A 17,274-nucleotide genomic window follows, 5' to 3' on the forward strand; every position below is an offset into this window, starting at 1 on the left:
GCTGTTGTCCCGCGTCGCCGGCGGTTGCTTCCGGCCGAACACGATACGGTTTGCCGGGCGATGTCCCCGCCGCTCACAGATCGAGCAGCAACAGGCGGCCTGAAAGGGGCGCGCTGCCCAGCGCGTCGATCGACACGCTCTGGCGTTCGGTGGTGATCGCCAGGCGTTGGCGGGGGCCTGGGGGTGAGGGGTTGGCGGGTCCGTCCGTTGCGTTTGCGGTATTGGTGGCGTTGAAGGTGTTGCCAGGATCGGTGGCATTCGTCGCATTCGTCGCATTCATTGCATTCATCGCCTGCGTCGCGCTTGCCTCGCTCACCGTCACGCACGCAAGGTCCGTGGCGCACGGCACGGGCAGGCCCACCACCCGGTCCAGTTGCCCATCCTGCGCGATCCGTATCACCGACCACCCATCGCCGAGCGCCGTCCATACCCCGCCCTGCGCGTCGAAGGCCAGGCCGCCGATGCGGCCGGAGCCGCGCGGCAAAGTCGCCAGGCGGCGCACCGCCGGGTGGCCCGGCCGCATCATCAGGATGGCGCCGGACGCGGGCGTGGCCGCATACAGGCACCCGTCGCCCGCGTTCCACGCCAGGCATTGCACGGGCTCGCCGATGCGCCATTGCACGTCCAGCGCGCCGTCGCCGCGCCGCAGGCCGATGGCCGCGCCCGCCTCCGGCAAGCCCACGGCCGCCCAGATCGCGCCCGCGTCGCCATTGCAGATGGCCAGGGGCTGGCCGGCGAGCCATCCCTCCAGCGCCGTGCTCGCGCCGTCCGGCCCGATGCGCTGGGCGCCGCGTTCGTGCAGGGCAATGACGCCGTCGCCGTCCCGCACCAGGCCCACGATGGGCGACTCCAGCATGGCGATCTCGCGATCCTCGCCGTTCGCATACAAGCGGACCGAAGGCGCCAGCGTATCGGCCCACCACAAGCGCGATCCGTCGGCCGACCACAGCGGATGCGCGCCGCGGAACGCCCACGGCCCCGGCACGGCCATCACCGCGGCCTCCGTCCCGGGCGTCGTGTCCGGTCCGAGCGCCGGCAGTTGCGCGCCGACGCGGCGCGCCGCCTCGGCCACCTCGGGCCCCAATAGCTCCAGCCGCTCGCGGGTCAGGCGGTAGGCAGGCCCGGCGACGCTGATGGCGCCGCGCACCTGCCCGCTGCCGTCCACCACGGGCGCGCCGACGCAGCGCACGCCCAGCACGATTTCCTCGTCGTCGATGGCGTAGCCGCGCGAGCGCGTGATGCGCAATTCCGCATGAAGGCGGCGGCGGTCGGTGATGGTCAAAGGCGTCATAGCCTTGAGCGTGGCGTCGCGCACGAAGCGTTCGCGCGCCTCGTCCGGCATGGCCGACAGGATGGCCTTGCCCTGGCTGGTGCAATGCACGGGCTTGCGTTCGCCCAGGGCGGCGGCCGAGCGCCGGCTGTGCGCGCCGTCGCAGCGCTCCAGCGAAATCACTTCGCGCCCGTCCAGGGCGGCGAGATAAGTCGTCTCGCCGGTGAGATCGCGCAGCAGGCGCAGCTCCATCGCGGCGGCCGCCACCAGGTCCGGCATGGCATAGGCCTGGCGCGCCATCTCGAAACAACGGAAGCCCAGGCAATACACCTTGCGCAAGGGATCGCGCCGCAGCAGGCCGCGCGCCACCAAGGTCGCCAGCAGCCGATACACAGTGGTCCGCGGCAGTCCCAGCAGCTCGGCCAGTTCGCTTTGGCCCAGGCCCTCGGGCGCGGCGCCGATCGCATCGAGCAGGTCGAGCGCTTTCTCGAGAGAACCGGTGCCTTCGCCGGGGGTGGTAACCATGGCATTTGTCCCAAATGGTGGTACTCGACCCGCCGCCTGGAGAGCCAAGAGCGAGTCAGGCGATTCTATTTGACGGCCAAGGTATCTAGGATTGGAGGTGAAATCTTTCACCGGCCAACCGGACTTTCAGTCCCATATCTTGAGACATTCCCTATGACAAACGCAGCGCCCCCCTTGAAGGTCATTCCGCAACGCGAGCCGGCGCCCTACGTGCCAGACGCCGTGCTCGACCGCCTGGCCAAGGCAACCAGCGGTTCCCTGACCACCCAGCTCTACATCAAGGGCATCCGCCAGCCGGTGCTGCATGGCCTGAAACCCCTGAACAAGAAGATCAAGCCTTTCGCCGGCCGCGCCTACACCATGCGCTTCGTGCCCGCGCGCGAGGACATCGACTGCTACGGCAACCTGACCACCACGCCCAGCGCCGACAACCTGCAATGGGTGGGCGTGGAGCAACTGGAGCCCGGCCACGTGCTGGTGATCGACAGCAACAAGGACGGCCGCGCCGCCTCCATGGGCAATATGCTCGTGACCCGCATGATGATGCGCGGCGCGCGCGGCGTGGTGACCGACGGCACGTTCCGCGACGGCACCGAGTTGAGCAATATGGACTTTCCGGTCTGGAGCACCGGCGTCACGGCCACCACCCGCCTGAGCTACCACCACGTCGCCGACCTCCAGGTGCCCATCGGCTGCGCCGGCGTGGCGATCTATCCCGGCGACGTGATCCACGGCGACGGCGACAACATCACCGTCATTCCCGCCCACATGGCCGAGGAAATGGCCGACCTGTGCGAGAAGCGCGACGACATCGAAGCGTATCTGGCGCTGCGCGTGCAGGCCGGCGAAGCGCTGTGGGGACTGTACCCGCCGAGCGACGCGACGCGCGCGCAGTACAAGCAGTGGGTGGCCGGGGGCCGGCCCGCCATCCCCGCCGCGCGTCCGGCCGGCAGCCGCTGAGGCTCGGCGAAGGAAAGACGAAAGAACCGAAGGACGAGAAGACGAGAAGACCCGATGACCACTTCCGAATACACCCCCCAATACTACGCCGCCCTGATCCGCCGTTACTTCGACGCCTGCAACGCGGCGGACTACGACGCCCTGGTCGGCTGCTTCACGCCGGACGCCGTCCACTACTTCCCCGCCGGCCTGCCCGACGTCCCCTGGCGCGGCGCCGACGCCATCGCCCGCAAATGGGTATGGTGCGTGGAAACGCTGGGATCGCAATGGACCATCGAACGCATCATCGTCAGCCACGACTCGCCCGAGGCGATGATCGAGTGGACGCACTGGAAGAACAAGAGCGGCACGGCGCTGCGCGGCGCCGAATGGTACGACTTCGATCCCGCGACGGGAAAGATCGCCGAGATACGGGCCTACTACGCCTCGCCGGCGGACAAGTCGGCCGCCATCAACGAGCTGGTGGATTTCGATTACGCCGGCCGCGGCTATCACCTCAAGAGCGCATCGGAGGCCCAGCGATGATCCGCCACGTCGTGCTGTTCCGCAAACGGGCCGACGTGGCCAAGGATGCCAAGCTGGAGGCCGCGCTGGCCGGCCGCATGACCGCGCTGGGCAGCGAAATTCCCGTGATCCGCTCGTGGCGCGTGGCGGCCAATGAACTGCAGCGTCCTATAAGCTGGGACTACGTCCTGGAAACCGAAGTCGACGATGCGACGGCCTTGGACGCATACCTGTTTCATCCCCTGCACCAGGCCTTGATTGCCGACCTGAAGCCGTATTTCGAATGGGCGGCGGTGGATTACACCGTGTGAATCGCATAGGGGCTGTCCCGGGCGCTCTCGCGGGTCAGCTCGATGGCGAATTGCAGGGCGCTGGACGGCGCCTTGGGGCGGTAAGCGATGGCCAGGTTGGCGATCGGCACCTGCCCCTTCAGCGGCAGATAGCGCACTCCTTCGGCTTGAAGCTGGCTCATGGTGGCCGGGATCACCGATACGCCCATGCCGGCCGCCACGAACGTCACGACGGACGTCAACTGAGGCACTTCGATGCCCTCGGCCGGGGTGAAGCCGGCGGCTTCGCACGCCTGCACCACGGCGTTGTACAGGCCGACGCCTACCTTGCGCGGATAGAAGAGAAACATCTCGGCGGCCAGCTCGCGCAGGTCGATCGCCTTGCGGCTCGCCAACTCATGCGTGGCGGGGACCACCGCGAGCATGGGCTCGGACAACAAGGTTTCGACCCGCACGCCAGGCAGGTCGGCGGTCGGCGCGCGCACGAACGCAAGGTCGACCGAGCCCTGGTGTACACGCTGCATGAGTCCCAAGGTGGAGTTCTCCACCAAGGACACATCCACGCCTGGATAACGCCCGCGGAAGGTACGGATCACCCGCGGCACGAAAGGGTGGATGCTGGCCGATACCGTGAACCCCATGGACAGGGCGCCCAGTTCGCCACTGGCGATACGTCGCGCGGATTCCTTGGCGCGCTCCGCCCCTTCCAGCACCAGCCTGGCCTCGATCAGGAACGCTTGGCCGGCTTCGGTCAACGCCACGCCCCGCCGATCGCGCACGAACAGTTGCGCGCCGACCTCCTGCTCCAACTGCCGTATCTGCTGGCTCAGCGGCGGCTGCCCGATGCCCAGCCGCTCCGCCGCGCGCGTGAAATGCAGCTCGGTCGCGACGGCGACGAAATACTTGAGGTGGCGCAGTTCCATATCGAAAACGTCTTACAGGGTTTTTTCCATATATTGGACAGATTCTAACCGTCCTCCTACGATCTCGCCTGGATCACGGACTGGCGTGCCACGCCGGTCCCTCCGCCATTCAAAGAACGACTTCGCGAGACAAGCCCATGCCCATCCTGCAGCGTGACAACGGCCCCAGCCTGCACTACACGGTCACCGATTTCACCGATCCCTGGACCAATGCCCCCTACCTGTTCCTGCAACACGGCTATGGCCGTCGCGGCCAGTTCTGGTATCAGTGGGTGCCGCTGCTCAGCCGCCATTTCAAGGTCGTCTGCCCCGACATGCGCGGCATGGGCCTATCGTCGGCCGACTTCGACCTGAAGACGGGCTATACGCTGGAAACGCTCAGCGACGACGTGATCGCGATCGCGGACGACCTGGGCGCGGACACCTTCCACTACTGCGGCGAATCGATCGGCGGACTGACTGGCCTGGCCGTCGCCGGCCGCTACCCCGACCGCGTGCGCACGCTGATCAACGTATCCGGCCCCGTGTTCATTTCCGACGGCGCCCGCAAGGGTTACGCCCTGGGCGAAGCATCGTGGGCGGAAGCGATCCGCGTGCTGGGCCCGCGCACCTGGCTGGACCGGACCAACGCCAGCACCCGTTTCCCGCCTGATTTCTCGCCCGGCTTCCTGCGCTGGTACACCGATACCTGCGAGAAATCCGGCACCGAAGTGCTGGCTTGCCTGGCGCAGTTCGCGCTGGACGCGGACGCCCGCCCCTACCTGCCCAAGATCGCCGCGCCCGTTCTGTGCCTGTATCCGCAGAAGGGGGCGATCGCCAACGATGAACAGCAGAATGCCTTGAAGACGCTGGTGAAGGATCTCGACCTGCGCCAGGTCGGCACCACGTTCCACATGATCCAGCACATCGTGCCGGAAGAGTGCGTGGAACTGGTGTTGGCGCATATCGCCAAGCACAGCCCTGCCGCGGCCTGAATCCCGGCCTGAATCCATAAGGGGGCGTACGAAAACGCCCTCTAAAAAATCCACACGATCCGGAGACACACGATGCGCACCTTCAAACCGGCCGTCATCGCGACGGCGCTTGCGATCGCCTGCGCCAGCCCCGCGCTGGCAGCGAACACCCCCATCACCATGTACGTGCCGTTCTCGGCCGGCGGCTCCACCGACATCCTGGCGCGCGTGATCGCCAAGGACATCGGCGAAGCGCTGGATACGTCGGTGGTCGTGGAGAACAAGCCCGGCGCCGAAGGCTTCATCGCCGCCCGCCAGCTCAAGGCCGCCAAGCCCGACGGCAATACCCTGATGCTCGTGACCACCAGCGTCTACGCCATCAACCAGGCCATCTTCACGCAAGTGCCTTACGACTCGGGCAAGGACTTCGTGACCGTGGACGTCATGGCCTCTTCCCCCAACGTCTTCCTGGCGCCCGCCAACTCCAAGTACAACTCCATCAAGGACCTGGTCGACGCCGCTCGCGCCAAGCCCGACGGCGTGTTCTACGGCACGGGCGCCACGATGCACCTGCTGAATTCCAAGTGGCTGGAAGCCCTGTCCAACACCAAGATGGCCGGCGTCAACTACAAGGGCAGCGCCGCCGTCTATCCCGACCTGATCTCCGGCCGCGTCGACTTCATGGTCGACCAGCCCCTGTCGTCGATGTCCTTCATCCAGAGCAAGCAACTGAAGGTGCTGGCCGTGACGTCCAAGCAGCGCTGGCCGCAGATGCCCGACGTGCCCACGGTTGCGGAACAAGGTTATCCCAGCTTCTCCACCACGTCGTGGTGGGCCTTGATCGCGCCGGCCGGCACGCCGCCCGAAACGGTGAAGAAGCTGCACGACGCCGTCCGTAAAGGCCTGGCCAAGCAGGACACGCAAGAGAAGATCAAGCAGATCGGCGCCGACATCAACCAGATGTCTCTGGAAGAAGCGCAAGCCTACACGGCGAGCGAGTTGCAGAAATGGAAATCGATCGCCGACTCCGCCCACGTCAAGTTGAGCAATTAGGACACGGAACGCGCCGGTGCTGAAGCTATCCGCCAATATTTCGCTGCTGTTCGGCGAACTGCCGTTTCTTGCGCGCTTCGGCGCCGCCGCCCGGGCCGGCTTCGCCGCCGTCGAAGCCATGTATCCCTATGACCAGCGCGTCGAAGACATGGCGCGCGAACTGCGGGCCCATGACCTGACGCAGTCGGTGATCAATCTGCCGCCCGGCAATGCCGCGGCGGCGGAGAAAGGCCTGGCCGCGCTGCCGGGCCGGGAGCGCGATTTCGAAGCGTCCCTGGAACTCGGACTGGAATACGCCCAGGGCCTGGGCTGCGAGCGGGTTCACCTGCTCACCGGCAACCTGCCGGCAGGCATGGCCTTGCAGGACGTGCGCGGCCTGCTCGTCCGCAACATCGAACGGGCCGTCAGGTTCTTCGAGCCGCACGGCATCGTCGTGCTGCTCGAACCCTTGAGCCTGCAGATGCTGCCGCGCTATTCGCTACCTCGCGTGGAAGACGCGATTGCCTTGATCGAGGACATCGGTTCACCTTCGCTGCGGCTGCAATTGGACCTGTATCACACGCAGATGGAACAGGGCAATCTGGCGGCGCTGATCGAACGGTACGAAGCGCATATCGACTACATCCAAGTGGCCGGCGTGCCGGGACGCCACGAACCCACCGTCGGTGAAATCAACTATGCCTATCTGCTGGACCTGCTGACGCGGCGCGGCTTCCAGGGGTGGGTGGGCTGTGAATACGTTCCGAAGGGGAGCACCGTGGACGGCTTGCTCTGGGCGCGCGACTGGGGCTTGTTGCCGCAACGTTGACGGGCAGCCACGCAAGGACAAGGACCGCAGGCGTGCCCCGCCATCTGCCTGCGACCTGGATTCACGACGAGCACGCGCGTCACGAGGTGCTCGTGGAGAATCCGGCCAGGCGGTATCGGTTCCAGCGGCCCGTCCTGCCTAGGGCTTCTTGCCGAACGCTTCGGCATCGGCGCGCCACGAGATCGCCTGCTCGCTCAACGTGAAGCCCAGGCCCGGGCGGTCCGACACATACATGCGGCCGTCCTTCAACTGCATCTGCTCGTTGAACATCGGGCCCAGCCATTCGAAATGCTCCAGCCAGGGCTCGATGGGATAGGCCGCGGCGAGATGCAGGTGGATCTCCATGGCGAAGTGCGGCGCCAGCTTGCGGCCCTTAAACGCGCCCAGCGCCATGATTTCGAGGAAGGGCGTGATGCCGCCGACGCGCGGCGCGTCCGGCTGGATGAAATCGCTGCCCTCGGCCATGATGAGCTGCGCGTGCTCGCCCGCGCTGGTCAGCATCTCGCCGGTGGCGATGGCGGTATCGAAGCGCTGCGCGAGCTGGGCGTGGCCCTCGAAATCGTAGGCGTCGAGCGGTTCCTCGATCCAGGTGAGGTCGAAGTCCTCGAAGGCACGGCAGGCGCGGGTCGCCTTCTGCCGGTCCCATTGCTGGTTCGCGTCGACCATCAAGGGGAAATCGCGGCCCAGCAGCTTGCGCACTTCGCCCACCCGCTGGATGTCGATGGCCAGGTCCGGCTGGCCCACCTTGAGCTTGATGCCGCCGATGCCGCTTTCGCGCGAGATCTGCACGTTCTTCAGCACCTGGTCCAGCGGCGTATGCAGATAGCCGCCCGAGGTGTTGTAGCACTGCACGGAATCGCGATGGGCGCCCAGCAGCTTGGCCAGCGGCAGGCCGGCGCGCTTGGCCTTCATATCCCACAATGCGATGTCGAACGGCGCGATCGCCTGCGTGGTCAGCCCGCTGCGGCCCATGGAAGCGCCGGCCCACAGCAGCTTGGTGAACAGGCGCGAGATGTCGCTGGGATCCTCGCCCAGCAGGTTGGGCGCGATCTCCTTCGCATGCGCGTACATGCCCGGCCCGCCCGCGCGCTTCGAGTAGCCGAAGCCGATGCCCTCATGCCCGTCCCGCGTGCGGATCTCGGCGAAGATGAAGGCGATCTCCGTCAACGGCTTCTGGCGTCCGGTGAGCACCTTGGCGTCGCTCACGGGCGTGGCCAGGGGCAGATAGATCAGCGACACCTTGATCCACGCGATGCGATCGCCGCTCTCGGCCGCGGTGCGCGCATTGGCGTCCGCCTTGGCATAGGACACGATGTTGGATTCGACGGCTTTCATTTGAAAATTTCCTCGAGAAAAAAATAATGGCATCTGCTCAATTACCGAGCTGGATACCCGACTTTCGCACCACGTCTTCCCAGCGAGCGATCTCCGATTGGACGAATTTGGTATAGGGCACGGAACCTTGCGCCACCACGACGAAACCGGTGGCTTCCAGCTTCGCCTTGGCCGCGGGATCGGCAAAGCCGCGCACCATTGCCGTTTCCAGCTTCTTCACGACGGCGTCGGGGGTTCCCTTGGGCGCCGACAGCCCTGTCCACGACACGGCGGTAAATCCCGGATAGCCCGACTCGGCGACCGTCGGAACGTCCGGGTACAGCGGGTTGCGCTCGGCGCTGGTAACGGCCAGGGCGCGCAGGTTTCCCGACTTGACGTGAGGCAGCGCGGCGTCCTGGTTCGTGAACATGCCGTTGATCTGGCCGGACAGCACATCCGTCAGCGCCGGCGCGCCGCCCTTGTAGGGAATGCCCACCATGTCGAGTCCGGCCACCTGCTTCAGATATTCCGTCGTCAGGTGTCCCGACGATGCGTTCACCTGACCATAGTCGAACTTGCCGGGATGCGCCTTGACCCAGGCAATGAACTCCTTGAAGGTCTTGGCCGGGAAGGAAGGATTCACGACGAGCACGTTAGGCCCCGCCGCCAACTGCGAGATATGAACGAAATCCTTGTTGGAGTCGTAAGGCGGCGCCGGCTTGAACGCGTGGATGATGGCGTTGCTGCCTATGCCGGACAACAGCAACGTGTAGCCGTCCGGCGCGGAACGCGCCACCTGGTCGGACCCGATTGCGCCGCCCGCCCCACCCTTGTTTTCCACCACGAAAGGCTGCTTCAATTGTCGCCCGAGCACCTCGGCGATCAAGCGCCCCATCAGGTCGCTGGTGCCGCCGGCAGGAAAGGGCACGATGATTTTCACGGCGTGCGAAGGATAATCGTCCTGTGCCGCGGCGCTGTTGGCCAACCCCAGGAGACTCGCGCACAGGCCGAACGCGAGTAGTCGGTATCGTCGTTTCATGTTGTCTCCTCCGCGGCCGAAACCGCTTGTTTTGTAGGTGTTCCGCGTAGAATGCGGGAAGCATTTCCATTGTCGATAACAGGCGGGATTTGGCAACGCGGGACCACGGGAAACCCGCCCACCAGTCCCACGATTTGGAATTCGACGCCACCCATTCCTGGCCGATGCACGACAGTCGCCAACGCAGATCGGAGCAACACATGAAGAACCCGCCCGCCCGTGTGCAAATGGCGGACGTCGCCCGCGCCGCGGGCGTGGCCCGGGTGACCGTCTCCCGCGTCATAAGCGCGCCCGCCACCGTGGCGCCGAAAACCCGCGCGGCGGTCGAAGCCGCCATCGCCAGGCTGGGCTTCGTGCCCAACCTGAATGCGGGCACATTGGCATCGCGGCGCTCCAATATCGTGGGCGCCCTGGTTCCGACGTTGTCCAACTCGTGGTTCGCCGACACCATGGACGGTTTGGCCGCCACGCTCTCGAACGCCGGATATCAATTGCTGCTGGGCCAGACCCGCTACGACGAAGAAGAAGCGCGGCGATTGGTAAGCGCATTCATCGGCCGCCGCGTGGATGCCATCGTGCTGACGGGCACACGCCATGGTTCCGCCATCGAGACGATGCTCGCGCGCGCCGGCATTCCGGTTATCGAATGCTGGGACCTGACCGATACGCCGATAGACACGGTGGTCGGCTTTTCCAACACGGACGCGGGCGCGGCGGTGGCGCGCCATCTCGTTGCCCGGGGTTGCCGCAACCTGGGTTTCATCGGCGCCGACGAGGACCGCTCGAACCAGCGCCTGCAAGGTTTCCGGGAAACGGCACTGGCGCTGTCGGGCAAGGATGTCGCCGTTCATCGCGTCGCCCCGCCGTCCAGCATCGATGACGGCGCGCGCGGCGCCGCCCTCCTGATGTCGCGCCAGCCGCGACTGGATGGCGTCTTTTGCAGCAACGACACGCTGGCATTGGGCGCGCTGCTCGCCGCCCGGCGCGAGGGCTGGCCTGTGCCGGCGCGCATGGCCGTGGTGGGGTTCTCGGACTTGCCGGTGGCCGCGGCCAGCGTGCCCGCGCTGACGACGGTGCGTATCGACTCGCGCGCCCTGGGCGTACGCGTCGGCGAACTGCTCGCGCAGCGGCTGCGCGGCGCGGTGCCCGATGACAAGCGTATCCACGATTTGGGATTCTCGCTCATCGTCCGCGAGAGCGCGTGAATCGAGGCGGCGCCGGCCGGAGAGTCCAGGCCCACCGCGCGGCGCATGGCCGCCATCAGAAAATATCCGGCTCGCCGGCGCTTTCGCCGGCCTGGGTCAACAGGAAATCCATATCGCAACCGTCGTCGGCCTGCAGGATATGTTCGATGAACATCCTGCCGTAGCCGCGCGCGTAACGCGCCGGCGGCGGCGACCATCGCGCCCGCCGACGCGCCAGCTCCGACTCATCGACGTCGAGATGTATCGTGCGCGAGGGCACGTCCACCGCCACCATGTCGCCGGTCCGCGCCAAGGCCAGCGTACCGCCCACATAGGCCTCGGGCGCCACGTGCAGCACGCAGGCGCCATAGCTGGTGCCGCTCATGCGCGCATCGCTGATGCGCAGCATGTCGCGCACACCCTGCCGCACCAGTTTCAGGGGCAAGGGAATCATGCCCCATTCCGGCATGCCGGGGCCGCCCTTCGGGCCCGCGTTGCGCAGGATGATGACGTGGTCTTCGGTGACGTCGGCCTCCGGATCGTCGATCATCTTCTTGAGGCTGGGATAATCGTCGAAGACCATGGCCGGCCCTCGATGGCGCAGGAATTTTTCGCTCATCGCGCCGGGCTTGATGACGCATCCCCCCGGCGCCAGGTTGCCCCGCAGCACGGCCAGCGAGCCTTCGCGGTAGACGGGTCGTTCCGGCGTGCGTATCACGTCGTCGTCATGGACCTTGGCATCTTCGATATTCCTACCCAGCGACTGGCCGCTTACCGTCATGGCGTCCAGGCGCAGATGCCGCGTCAGGCGCGTCATCAACGCAGGCAGGCCGCCCGCATAGTAGAAGTCCTCCATCAAATACCGGCTATCGCCGTTGGGACGAATGTTGGCGATGACCGGCACATCGCGGCTGATGCGATCGAAGTCATCCAGCCCGACGTCCTTCAGGCCCGCCCGCCGCGCCAATGCGATGACGTGGATGATGGCGTTGGTGGAGCATCCCATGGCCATGGCGACGACGATGGCGTTGAGGAAGGCGTCGCGGGTCAGGATGGCCGACGGCCGCAGGTCATCGTGCACCATTTGCACGATGCGCCGCCCCGCCTGCGTCGACATGCGCTGATGGCCCGCGTCCACCGCGGGTATGCTCGAGGCGCCGGGCAGCGCCATGCCCAGCGCCTCGGCGATGCCGGTCATGGTGCTGGCCGTGCCCATCGTCATGCAGGTTCCCGGTCCCCGCGCGATGCCGCTGACGATGCCTTCCCACTGCGTCTCGGTAATCCTGCCGGCGCGCCGCTCATCCCAGAACTTGAACGCGTCGGATCCGGATCCCAGCGTCTGCCCTTGCGAATTGCCGCGCAACATGGGACCGGCCGGCAGGAATATCGTCGGCAGATCCGCGCTGATCGCCCCCAGCAGCATGGCGGGCGTGGTCTTGTCGCAACCGCCCATCAAGACCACGGCGTCGACCGGATAGCAGCGGATCATCTCCTCGACTTCCATCGCCATCATGTTGCGATAAAGCAGGGCGGACGGCTTGACGATGGCGTCGTTCAAGGACAGTGTCGGCATTTCGAGTGGGAATCCCCCCATCTGCAGCACGCCGCGCTTGACGTCGTCGACCCGCTGGCGGAAATGCATATGGCAGGGGTTGAACTCCGACCAGCTATTCATGATCGCGACGATGGGCTTGCCGTCCCAATCGCCGCGGTCGTAACCCATCTGCATGAAACGGCTACGGTGATTGAAAGAACGAAAATCGTCGTTAGCCAGCCAGCGCTGGCTGCGCAGCTTGAGCAGCCTGGTCATCGGTGTTGTCTCCTGGTGCGTTGGCGGATCCGGGCGCGCCGGGTCAGCCCGCGGGCGTCGACCATGCGCCGGCGGCCTGCAGCAGGCCGCGGGTATAGCCGAGCGCGAACGACATGAAGCGTTCGCGTCCCGCGTCGATATCGGAAACGGGCACATGGTCTGGACACAGCGGTCCGGCATAGCCGCCGCGCTGGTAGGCTTTGACGGCCTCGTACATATCGACGTCGCCCTCGTCCGGAAAGACTTCCTCGAAGTCCAGATAGCCGCCGCGGATATTCCTGAAATGGACCATGAAAATGCGGCCTGTCCTGGCGAACTCCTCGATCACCGCGGTCATATGCCTGCCCGGACGCTCGAACATCTCGGCGACCGTCCCCTGGCAGAAATTCAGGCCATGGTTTCTGCTAGGCGAGAGCGCGAGGAAGCGGCGCAGGCCGTCCACGGAGCCCACGACATGCTCGATGCCATTGAGCCCGCCCACGGGGTAGGCCGGGTCATGAGGATGGCAGGCCAGGCGCACGCCGGCCCGGTCCGCGGCCGTCACCAGGCCCTCGACGAGGAATTCGATGGCGTCCCATCCCGCCTGCACGCTGACGGGAGGCACCGCGCGCGCCATCTTCTGGCCGCAGAGCATGGCCGAGGCCGAACCGCCCTCTTCCTGGTTGCTGGGGTAGCCCACCCCCCAGTAGGAATGCCTGCGGTCGTCTTCCGGTGAATAGTCGGCATGGACGAATCCCGAATTCCGCGCGCCTCCCCGCCCCGGCTTCAGAGCCGTGCGAGTAATGCCCACCATCTGCACGTTGTATTTCAGGCAGGTAATGCCGGCCTCGGCCGCTCGCTGGATATTCCTCGCCAGCGTGTCGCGCTGTCGCCTTGCCCCTTCCAGGTCGACCAGCGAATCCAGCAGGATGGAGCCGACATCCAATGCGAAGACGTCCAGTTTCATCCCATGGCTCTCCACCCATCTGCGATAGGCGGCCAGTTTGCCGGCATCCCACTCGCTGACGCCGCCCTGCGCAGAAACGAGCTCGGTCCCCCGGTTGTCGAGCACGACATGCTCTACCCCCAACTGCGCGGAAAGGCGCAAACGGCGCTCATCGGGGTTGAGAAGTTGCTCGCTGATGTACATGAAAGATCCCGCCTGCCGGTGTAGAGCCAACCTGGCAGGCAGGCGGCGCATGAAATGGACACGTGTCCATTCTTGAATGCCGGCTAAGCCGAATCAAGCAGCGGGATGCATCGGGACTGCTTATTTCAGGGGCCAGTCCCAAATGGCGGGACACTTCATCAACGAACGGGAGACTAGGCGGACGGCGGCAGGTTTCCCCGGCCTTGCCCCAGGCGCAGCTTCAGCAAGTCGAGATACACGTCGAGCGATCGTTGCACCCCGGTGTTCGGATCAGCGCGGACATGAAACGCGAAGACCCGCCAGACGCAAAAAAGCCGGCTGTGCGCCGGCTTTTTCTCTTCGGAATCCTGGTGGGCGGTACTGGTTTCGAACCAGTGACCCCTGCCGTGTGAAGGCAGTGCTCTACCACTGAGCTAACCGCCCGAAGTGAGACAGCGACTATAGCACGGGTTTTTACATGCTTGCAAGCGCCGATGAAAAATCGCGACACGATCGTCAGGTGGCGCCGTGTCTGGAAACATCTGTCAGGGCGCCGCTTCCGCGGCCGGGGGCAGCGGTTCGTAGGTGCGCCAGACGCAGGCGCCGCCCGCCGACTTGTCCAGCACCAGCAGATATTCCTGGTGCTCGGCCATTTCCTCGGGGCTCGCGGTCAGCACCGGCAAGCCGGAGGCGTCGAAGCGGGGCAGGATCTCGCCGCCCGACTGGGACCCGCTGCCGTCGTCTTCCACTTCGATCAGCAAGGCGTCCTGGCCGCGCGTCATCGCCAGCCAGACTTCGCCCAGCAATTGCGCGTCGAGCAAGGCGCCGTGCAGGGTCCGGTGGGCGTTGGAGATGCCGTAGAAGTCGCACAGCGCATCCAGCGAGTTGCGCTTGCCCGGACGGCGCTGGCGCGCCTCCATCAGCGAGTCGGTGATCTTGGCGCAATACTCCGCCATGGCGGGCTTGCCCAGGCGGGCCATTTCCGCATTGACGAACTTGGTGTCGAACGCCGCGTTGTGAATGATGATCTCGGCGCCCCGCATGAATTCCATCAATTCATCGGCGATTTCCGCGAAGCGCGGCTTGTCCGACAGGAACTCCGTGGTCAGGCCGTGCACCGCCAGCGCCTCGGGATCGCTGTCGCGGTCCGGGTTCAGGTACACGTGCATGTTGCGGCCCGTGACCGTGCGGTTGAGGATTTCGACACAACCGATTTCGACGATGCGATGGCCCTGGGCGGGATCCAGTCCGGTGGTTTCAGTATCGAAAATGATCTGGCGCATGGGTGCAATGAGGTCGGCGGAAAAACGGCAAGGCGACAGTTTACGCCAGGCCCGCGCCGGCGGCGCGGCGCCCGCTCAATGCGCGTCGGAATGCCGCGTCAGGTCCTTGCGCCGGGCCTCGTCCACGCCGCGATTGGCCAGCAGGTCCGCCATTTCGTTGCCCGGATCCCCCGCGTGCCCGCGCACCCAGCGCCAGGTCACCTCATGGCGCTGCACCTGCTCGTCCAGCAGGCGCCACAGGTCGGCGTTCTTCACGGGCTTTTTCTCGGCGGTGACCCAGCCGCGCCGCTTCCAGTTGGCCAGCCATTCCGTCATGCCCTTCATCACGTACTGCGAGTCGGTATGGATGGTGACGTTGCAGGCCTTGTTGAGCACGCCCAGGCCCTCGATGACGGCCATCAATTCCATGCGGTTGTTGGTGGTGGACATCTCGCCGCCGTGCATGGTTTTTTCATGCGTGCCCGCGCGCAGCAGCACGCCCCACCCGCCGGGTCCGGGATTGCCCTTGCAGGCGCCGTCGGTCCAGATTTCCACTTTGGGGTGAGCGTCGTCAGTAGCCAAAACGATGTATTCCAGTCAGTTCGAGAAAAGATAGCCGCGCATGATACGCGGCGACAACCCGCCATCAAAGATCGCCGACGCGGTGATTCGCCACCACCGACGCCGCCGCGGGCGCCTTGCGCTTGCGCTTCCAGGCCGGACCGATCAGGCGCATGCTGGCCACCCGCTTGATGGCCGACACGACGTAGACGGCCCCGCAGACGGCCCACCAGCGGTCGCCCGCCGACTCCATGAATTTCCAGCGGTCCAGCCAGACGTCGGTGCGGCAGGCCGGCGCATAGCAGCCGAAGCGCCCGCGATCGACCTCGAAGGACAGCAGCTTGAGCCAGTCCTTCACCCGCGCCAGCGAGACCTGGGCCGACGGCGCGTGCGGCAGCCACGGCTCCATGCCGGGCATGCGATTGCGCGCGCCCCACAGGCTCCAGGGATTGAAGCCCGAGATCACCACCCGCCCCTCGGGCATCAGAACCCGCTCCACCTCGCGCAGCACCTCGTGCGGCGCCTCGGTGCACTCGAAGGCATGGGGCAGGATCAGCAGGTCGATGCTGCCGGACTCGAACGGCAGCGCATGCGGATCGGCCACCGTGCAGGCCTGCCAGCGCGCCGCCACCTCGGGCTCGGGCATCACCTCGCCCACGTAGGCCTTGAAGGGCATGCGGTTGGCGCGCAGCAGATCCAGCTCGGCCAGCCCCACCTGCAAGGCGTTGTAGCCGAAGACGTCGGCCACCACCGCATCGAACTGAGCCTGCTCCCAGCGCAGCGCGTACTGGCCCGGTGGTGTTTCGAACCACTCGGCCAGTTCTACAATCGGCGCAATTTCTTCTGCCACGCTTTGGATTCCTTAGATCATGCAAGCTACCCACGCCCCCGCTGGCGTCGGTGCCCAGGGTCCCGCCATCCTGCCGGTGCCGGCATTCTCCGACAACTACATCTGGCTGCTGCGCAACCAGGGCCTCGCCGCCGTGGTGGACCCGGGCGACGCCGCCCCCGTTTTCGCCGCGCTGGAAAAACAGCGCGAGGCCGGCGCGCCCCTGCAACTGCGCGCCATTCTACTCACGCATCATCACGCCGACCATGTGGGCGGCGTCCTGGAATTGTCGCGTGCAACCGGGGCGCCCGTGTACGGTCCCGCCCTCGAAACCTTGCCGCACTGCGACTTTCCGCTACAGGAAGGCGACCGGGTCCGGCTGCCGGAACTGGACCTGGACCTGGGCGTGCTCGACGTCCCAGGCCACACCGCCGGCCACATCGCCTACTGGGGTCGGGCGGCGGGCAGCGCCCAGGCCCTGTTCTGTGGCGACACCCTGTTCGCGGGCGGCTGTGGGCGCCTGTTCGAGGGAACCCCGGCGCAAATGTACGCATCCCTGGAAAAATTAGTAACATTACCGCCTGAAACACAAGTTTTCTGCGCTCACGAGTACACTCTTGGCAACTTGCGCTGGGCACTGGCAGTAGAACCCGCCAACCGCACCCTGCAACAGTGGTATCAGCGGGCCCGGCAACTGCGCGAACAAGGTCTTCCCACCCTGCCCTCCTCGATAGGCCAGGAGCGGGACACCAATCCTTTCCTGCGCACGCAGCAAGTTGACGTTGCCAAGGCTGCCGCAGTTCAGGCTGGGCGTTCACTAACCTCGCCGGTCGAAGTATTTGCCGTACTTCGGGAATGGAAGAATAACTTCAAGTGATCTG

General features: G+C 65.8%; 17 protein-coding genes and 1 tRNA gene. 8 read left to right on the forward strand and 10 right to left on the reverse strand.

What is annotated here, in order from left to right:
- Positions 1-73: 73 nt before the first annotated feature.
- Entirely contained in the window at positions 74-1,795 is a 1,722-nt protein-coding gene (locus CAL29_RS26405; protein ID WP_094855869.1) for an IclR family transcriptional regulator domain-containing protein, read from the reverse strand.
- A gap of 153 nt (positions 1,796-1,948) precedes the next feature.
- Between CAL29_RS26405 and CAL29_RS26410 the strand changes: the two genes are divergently transcribed.
- From CAL29_RS26410 to CAL29_RS26420, 3 genes are read left to right on the forward strand one after another with little or no spacing between them, the layout of a single operon-like run.
- Positions 1,949-2,755, forward strand: a complete 807-nt coding sequence (locus tag CAL29_RS26410) for a ribonuclease activity regulator RraA (protein WP_094855870.1) — start codon at positions 1,949-1,951, stop codon at positions 2,753-2,755.
- Positions 2,756-2,809: 54 nt separating this feature from the next.
- Entirely contained in the window at positions 2,810-3,280 is a 471-nt protein-coding gene (locus CAL29_RS26415; RefSeq protein ID WP_094855871.1) for a nuclear transport factor 2 family protein, read from the forward strand.
- The gene (locus CAL29_RS26420; RefSeq protein ID WP_094855872.1) at positions 3,277-3,570 is read left to right on the forward strand and encodes a Dabb family protein; all 294 of its coding nucleotides are present in this window, start codon (positions 3,277-3,279) and stop codon (positions 3,568-3,570) included. Before CAL29_RS26415 ends, CAL29_RS26420 begins: the two co-directional genes overlap by 4 nt.
- Here the strand turns inward: CAL29_RS26420 and CAL29_RS26425 are convergent.
- Positions 3,558-4,472, reverse strand: a complete 915-nt coding sequence (locus tag CAL29_RS26425) for a LysR family transcriptional regulator (RefSeq protein WP_094855873.1) — start codon at positions 4,470-4,472, stop codon at positions 3,558-3,560. The two genes, CAL29_RS26420 and CAL29_RS26425, sit on opposite strands and share 13 nt — an antisense overlap.
- Positions 4,473-4,609: 137 nt before the next feature.
- On the opposite strand from CAL29_RS26425, the gene CAL29_RS26430 reads away from it, so the two are divergent.
- From CAL29_RS26430 to CAL29_RS26440, 3 genes are all read left to right on the forward strand, one after another.
- The gene (locus CAL29_RS26430) at positions 4,610-5,446 is read left to right on the forward strand and encodes an alpha/beta fold hydrolase (RefSeq protein ID WP_094855874.1); all 837 of its coding nucleotides are present in this window, start codon (positions 4,610-4,612) and stop codon (positions 5,444-5,446) included.
- Positions 5,447-5,518: 72 nt separating this feature from the next.
- Entirely contained in the window at positions 5,519-6,478 is a 960-nt protein-coding gene (locus CAL29_RS26435) for a Bug family tripartite tricarboxylate transporter substrate binding protein (protein WP_094855875.1), read from the forward strand.
- Positions 6,479-6,494: 16 nt separating this feature from the next.
- On the forward strand, positions 6,495-7,286 hold the full coding sequence (locus tag CAL29_RS26440; RefSeq protein WP_094855876.1) for a hydroxypyruvate isomerase family protein: 792 nt from the start codon (positions 6,495-6,497) through the stop codon (positions 7,284-7,286).
- Between the two features lie 138 nt (positions 7,287-7,424).
- Here CAL29_RS26440 and CAL29_RS26445 read toward each other — a convergent pair whose 3' ends face one another.
- Both CAL29_RS26445 and CAL29_RS26450 read right to left on the reverse strand, forming a co-directional pair.
- Positions 7,425-8,621 (reverse strand): L-talarate/galactarate dehydratase, encoded by a 1,197-nt coding sequence (locus CAL29_RS26445; protein ID WP_094855877.1) that lies wholly within the window; start codon positions 8,619-8,621, stop codon positions 7,425-7,427.
- Positions 8,622-8,658: 37 nt separating this feature from the next.
- Positions 8,659-9,639 (reverse strand): Bug family tripartite tricarboxylate transporter substrate binding protein, encoded by a 981-nt coding sequence (locus CAL29_RS26450; protein ID WP_094855878.1) that lies wholly within the window; start codon positions 9,637-9,639, stop codon positions 8,659-8,661.
- A gap of 200 nt (positions 9,640-9,839) precedes the next feature.
- On the opposite strand from CAL29_RS26450, the gene CAL29_RS26455 reads away from it, so the two are divergent.
- Positions 9,840-10,844, forward strand: a complete 1,005-nt coding sequence (locus CAL29_RS26455) for a LacI family DNA-binding transcriptional regulator (RefSeq protein WP_179284194.1) — start codon at positions 9,840-9,842, stop codon at positions 10,842-10,844.
- Positions 10,845-10,899: 55 nt separating this feature from the next.
- Here CAL29_RS26455 and araD read toward each other — a convergent pair whose 3' ends face one another.
- From araD to CAL29_RS26485, 6 genes are all read right to left on the reverse strand, one after another.
- Positions 10,900-12,633 carry an L-arabinonate dehydratase gene (gene araD / locus CAL29_RS26460; RefSeq protein WP_094855880.1) on the reverse strand — a complete coding sequence of 578 codons (1,734 nt, stop codon included), beginning with the start codon at positions 12,631-12,633 and terminating at the stop codon, positions 10,900-10,902.
- A 43-nt stretch (positions 12,634-12,676) separates the two neighbouring features.
- Positions 12,677-13,762 carry a mannonate dehydratase gene (locus CAL29_RS26465; protein ID WP_094855881.1) on the reverse strand — a complete coding sequence of 362 codons (1,086 nt, stop codon included), beginning with the start codon at positions 13,760-13,762 and terminating at the stop codon, positions 12,677-12,679.
- Positions 13,763-14,110: 348 nt separating this feature from the next.
- Positions 14,111-14,185: transfer RNA gene (locus CAL29_RS26470), tRNA-Val, on the reverse strand.
- 101 nt (positions 14,186-14,286) lie between these two features.
- Positions 14,287-15,024 carry a DNA polymerase III subunit epsilon gene (gene dnaQ / locus CAL29_RS26475; protein ID WP_094855882.1) on the reverse strand — a complete coding sequence of 246 codons (738 nt, stop codon included), beginning with the start codon at positions 15,022-15,024 and terminating at the stop codon, positions 14,287-14,289.
- A gap of 75 nt (positions 15,025-15,099) precedes the next feature.
- Positions 15,100-15,585, reverse strand: a complete 486-nt coding sequence (gene rnhA / locus CAL29_RS26480) for a ribonuclease HI (RefSeq protein ID WP_094855883.1) — start codon at positions 15,583-15,585, stop codon at positions 15,100-15,102.
- A gap of 64 nt (positions 15,586-15,649) precedes the next feature.
- The gene (locus tag CAL29_RS26485; RefSeq protein ID WP_094855884.1) at positions 15,650-16,414 is read right to left on the reverse strand and encodes a class I SAM-dependent methyltransferase; all 765 of its coding nucleotides are present in this window, start codon (positions 16,412-16,414) and stop codon (positions 15,650-15,652) included.
- A gap of 19 nt (positions 16,415-16,433) precedes the next feature.
- On the opposite strand from CAL29_RS26485, the gene gloB reads away from it, so the two are divergent.
- Positions 16,434-17,270, forward strand: a complete 837-nt coding sequence (gloB, locus tag CAL29_RS26490; protein WP_094855885.1) for a hydroxyacylglutathione hydrolase — start codon at positions 16,434-16,436, stop codon at positions 17,268-17,270.
- The last annotated feature ends 4 nt before the right edge of the window (positions 17,271-17,274 follow it).

The organism is Bordetella genomosp. 10 (genome assembly GCF_002261225.1).
Lineage (GTDB): Bacteria > Pseudomonadota > Gammaproteobacteria > Burkholderiales > Burkholderiaceae_B > Bordetella_C.

Excerpts from the sequence above, each read along its gene's own strand:
- dnaQ (WP_094855882.1), bottom strand. The coding sequence starts at position 15,024 with ATGCGCCAGATCATTTTCGATACTGAAACCACCGGACTGGATCCCGCC.
- CAL29_RS26410 (WP_094855870.1), top strand. The coding sequence starts at position 1,949 with ATGACAAACGCAGCGCCCCCCTTGAAGGTCATTCCGCAACGCGAGCCG.
- CAL29_RS26415 (WP_094855871.1), top strand. The coding sequence starts at position 2,810 with ATGACCACTTCCGAATACACCCCCCAATACTACGCCGCCCTGATCCGC.
- CAL29_RS26455 (WP_179284194.1), top strand. The coding sequence starts at position 9,840 with ATGAAGAACCCGCCCGCCCGTGTGCAAATGGCGGACGTCGCCCGCGCC.
- CAL29_RS26430 (WP_094855874.1), top strand. The coding sequence starts at position 4,610 with ATGCCCATCCTGCAGCGTGACAACGGCCCCAGCCTGCACTACACGGTC.
- gloB (WP_094855885.1), top strand. The coding sequence starts at position 16,434 with ATGCAAGCTACCCACGCCCCCGCTGGCGTCGGTGCCCAGGGTCCCGCC.
- araD (WP_094855880.1), bottom strand. The coding sequence starts at position 12,633 with ATGACCAGGCTGCTCAAGCTGCGCAGCCAGCGCTGGCTGGCTAACGAC.
- CAL29_RS26425 (WP_094855873.1), bottom strand. The coding sequence starts at position 4,472 with ATGGAACTGCGCCACCTCAAGTATTTCGTCGCCGTCGCGACCGAGCTG.
- CAL29_RS26435 (WP_094855875.1), top strand. The coding sequence starts at position 5,519 with ATGCGCACCTTCAAACCGGCCGTCATCGCGACGGCGCTTGCGATCGCC.
- CAL29_RS26405 (WP_094855869.1), bottom strand. The coding sequence starts at position 1,795 with ATGGTTACCACCCCCGGCGAAGGCACCGGTTCTCTCGAGAAAGCGCTC.
- CAL29_RS26445 (WP_094855877.1), bottom strand. The coding sequence starts at position 8,621 with ATGAAAGCCGTCGAATCCAACATCGTGTCCTATGCCAAGGCGGACGCC.
- CAL29_RS26420 (WP_094855872.1), top strand. The coding sequence starts at position 3,277 with ATGATCCGCCACGTCGTGCTGTTCCGCAAACGGGCCGACGTGGCCAAG.
- CAL29_RS26465 (WP_094855881.1), bottom strand. The coding sequence starts at position 13,762 with ATGTACATCAGCGAGCAACTTCTCAACCCCGATGAGCGCCGTTTGCGC.
- CAL29_RS26450 (WP_094855878.1), bottom strand. The coding sequence starts at position 9,639 with ATGAAACGACGATACCGACTACTCGCGTTCGGCCTGTGCGCGAGTCTC.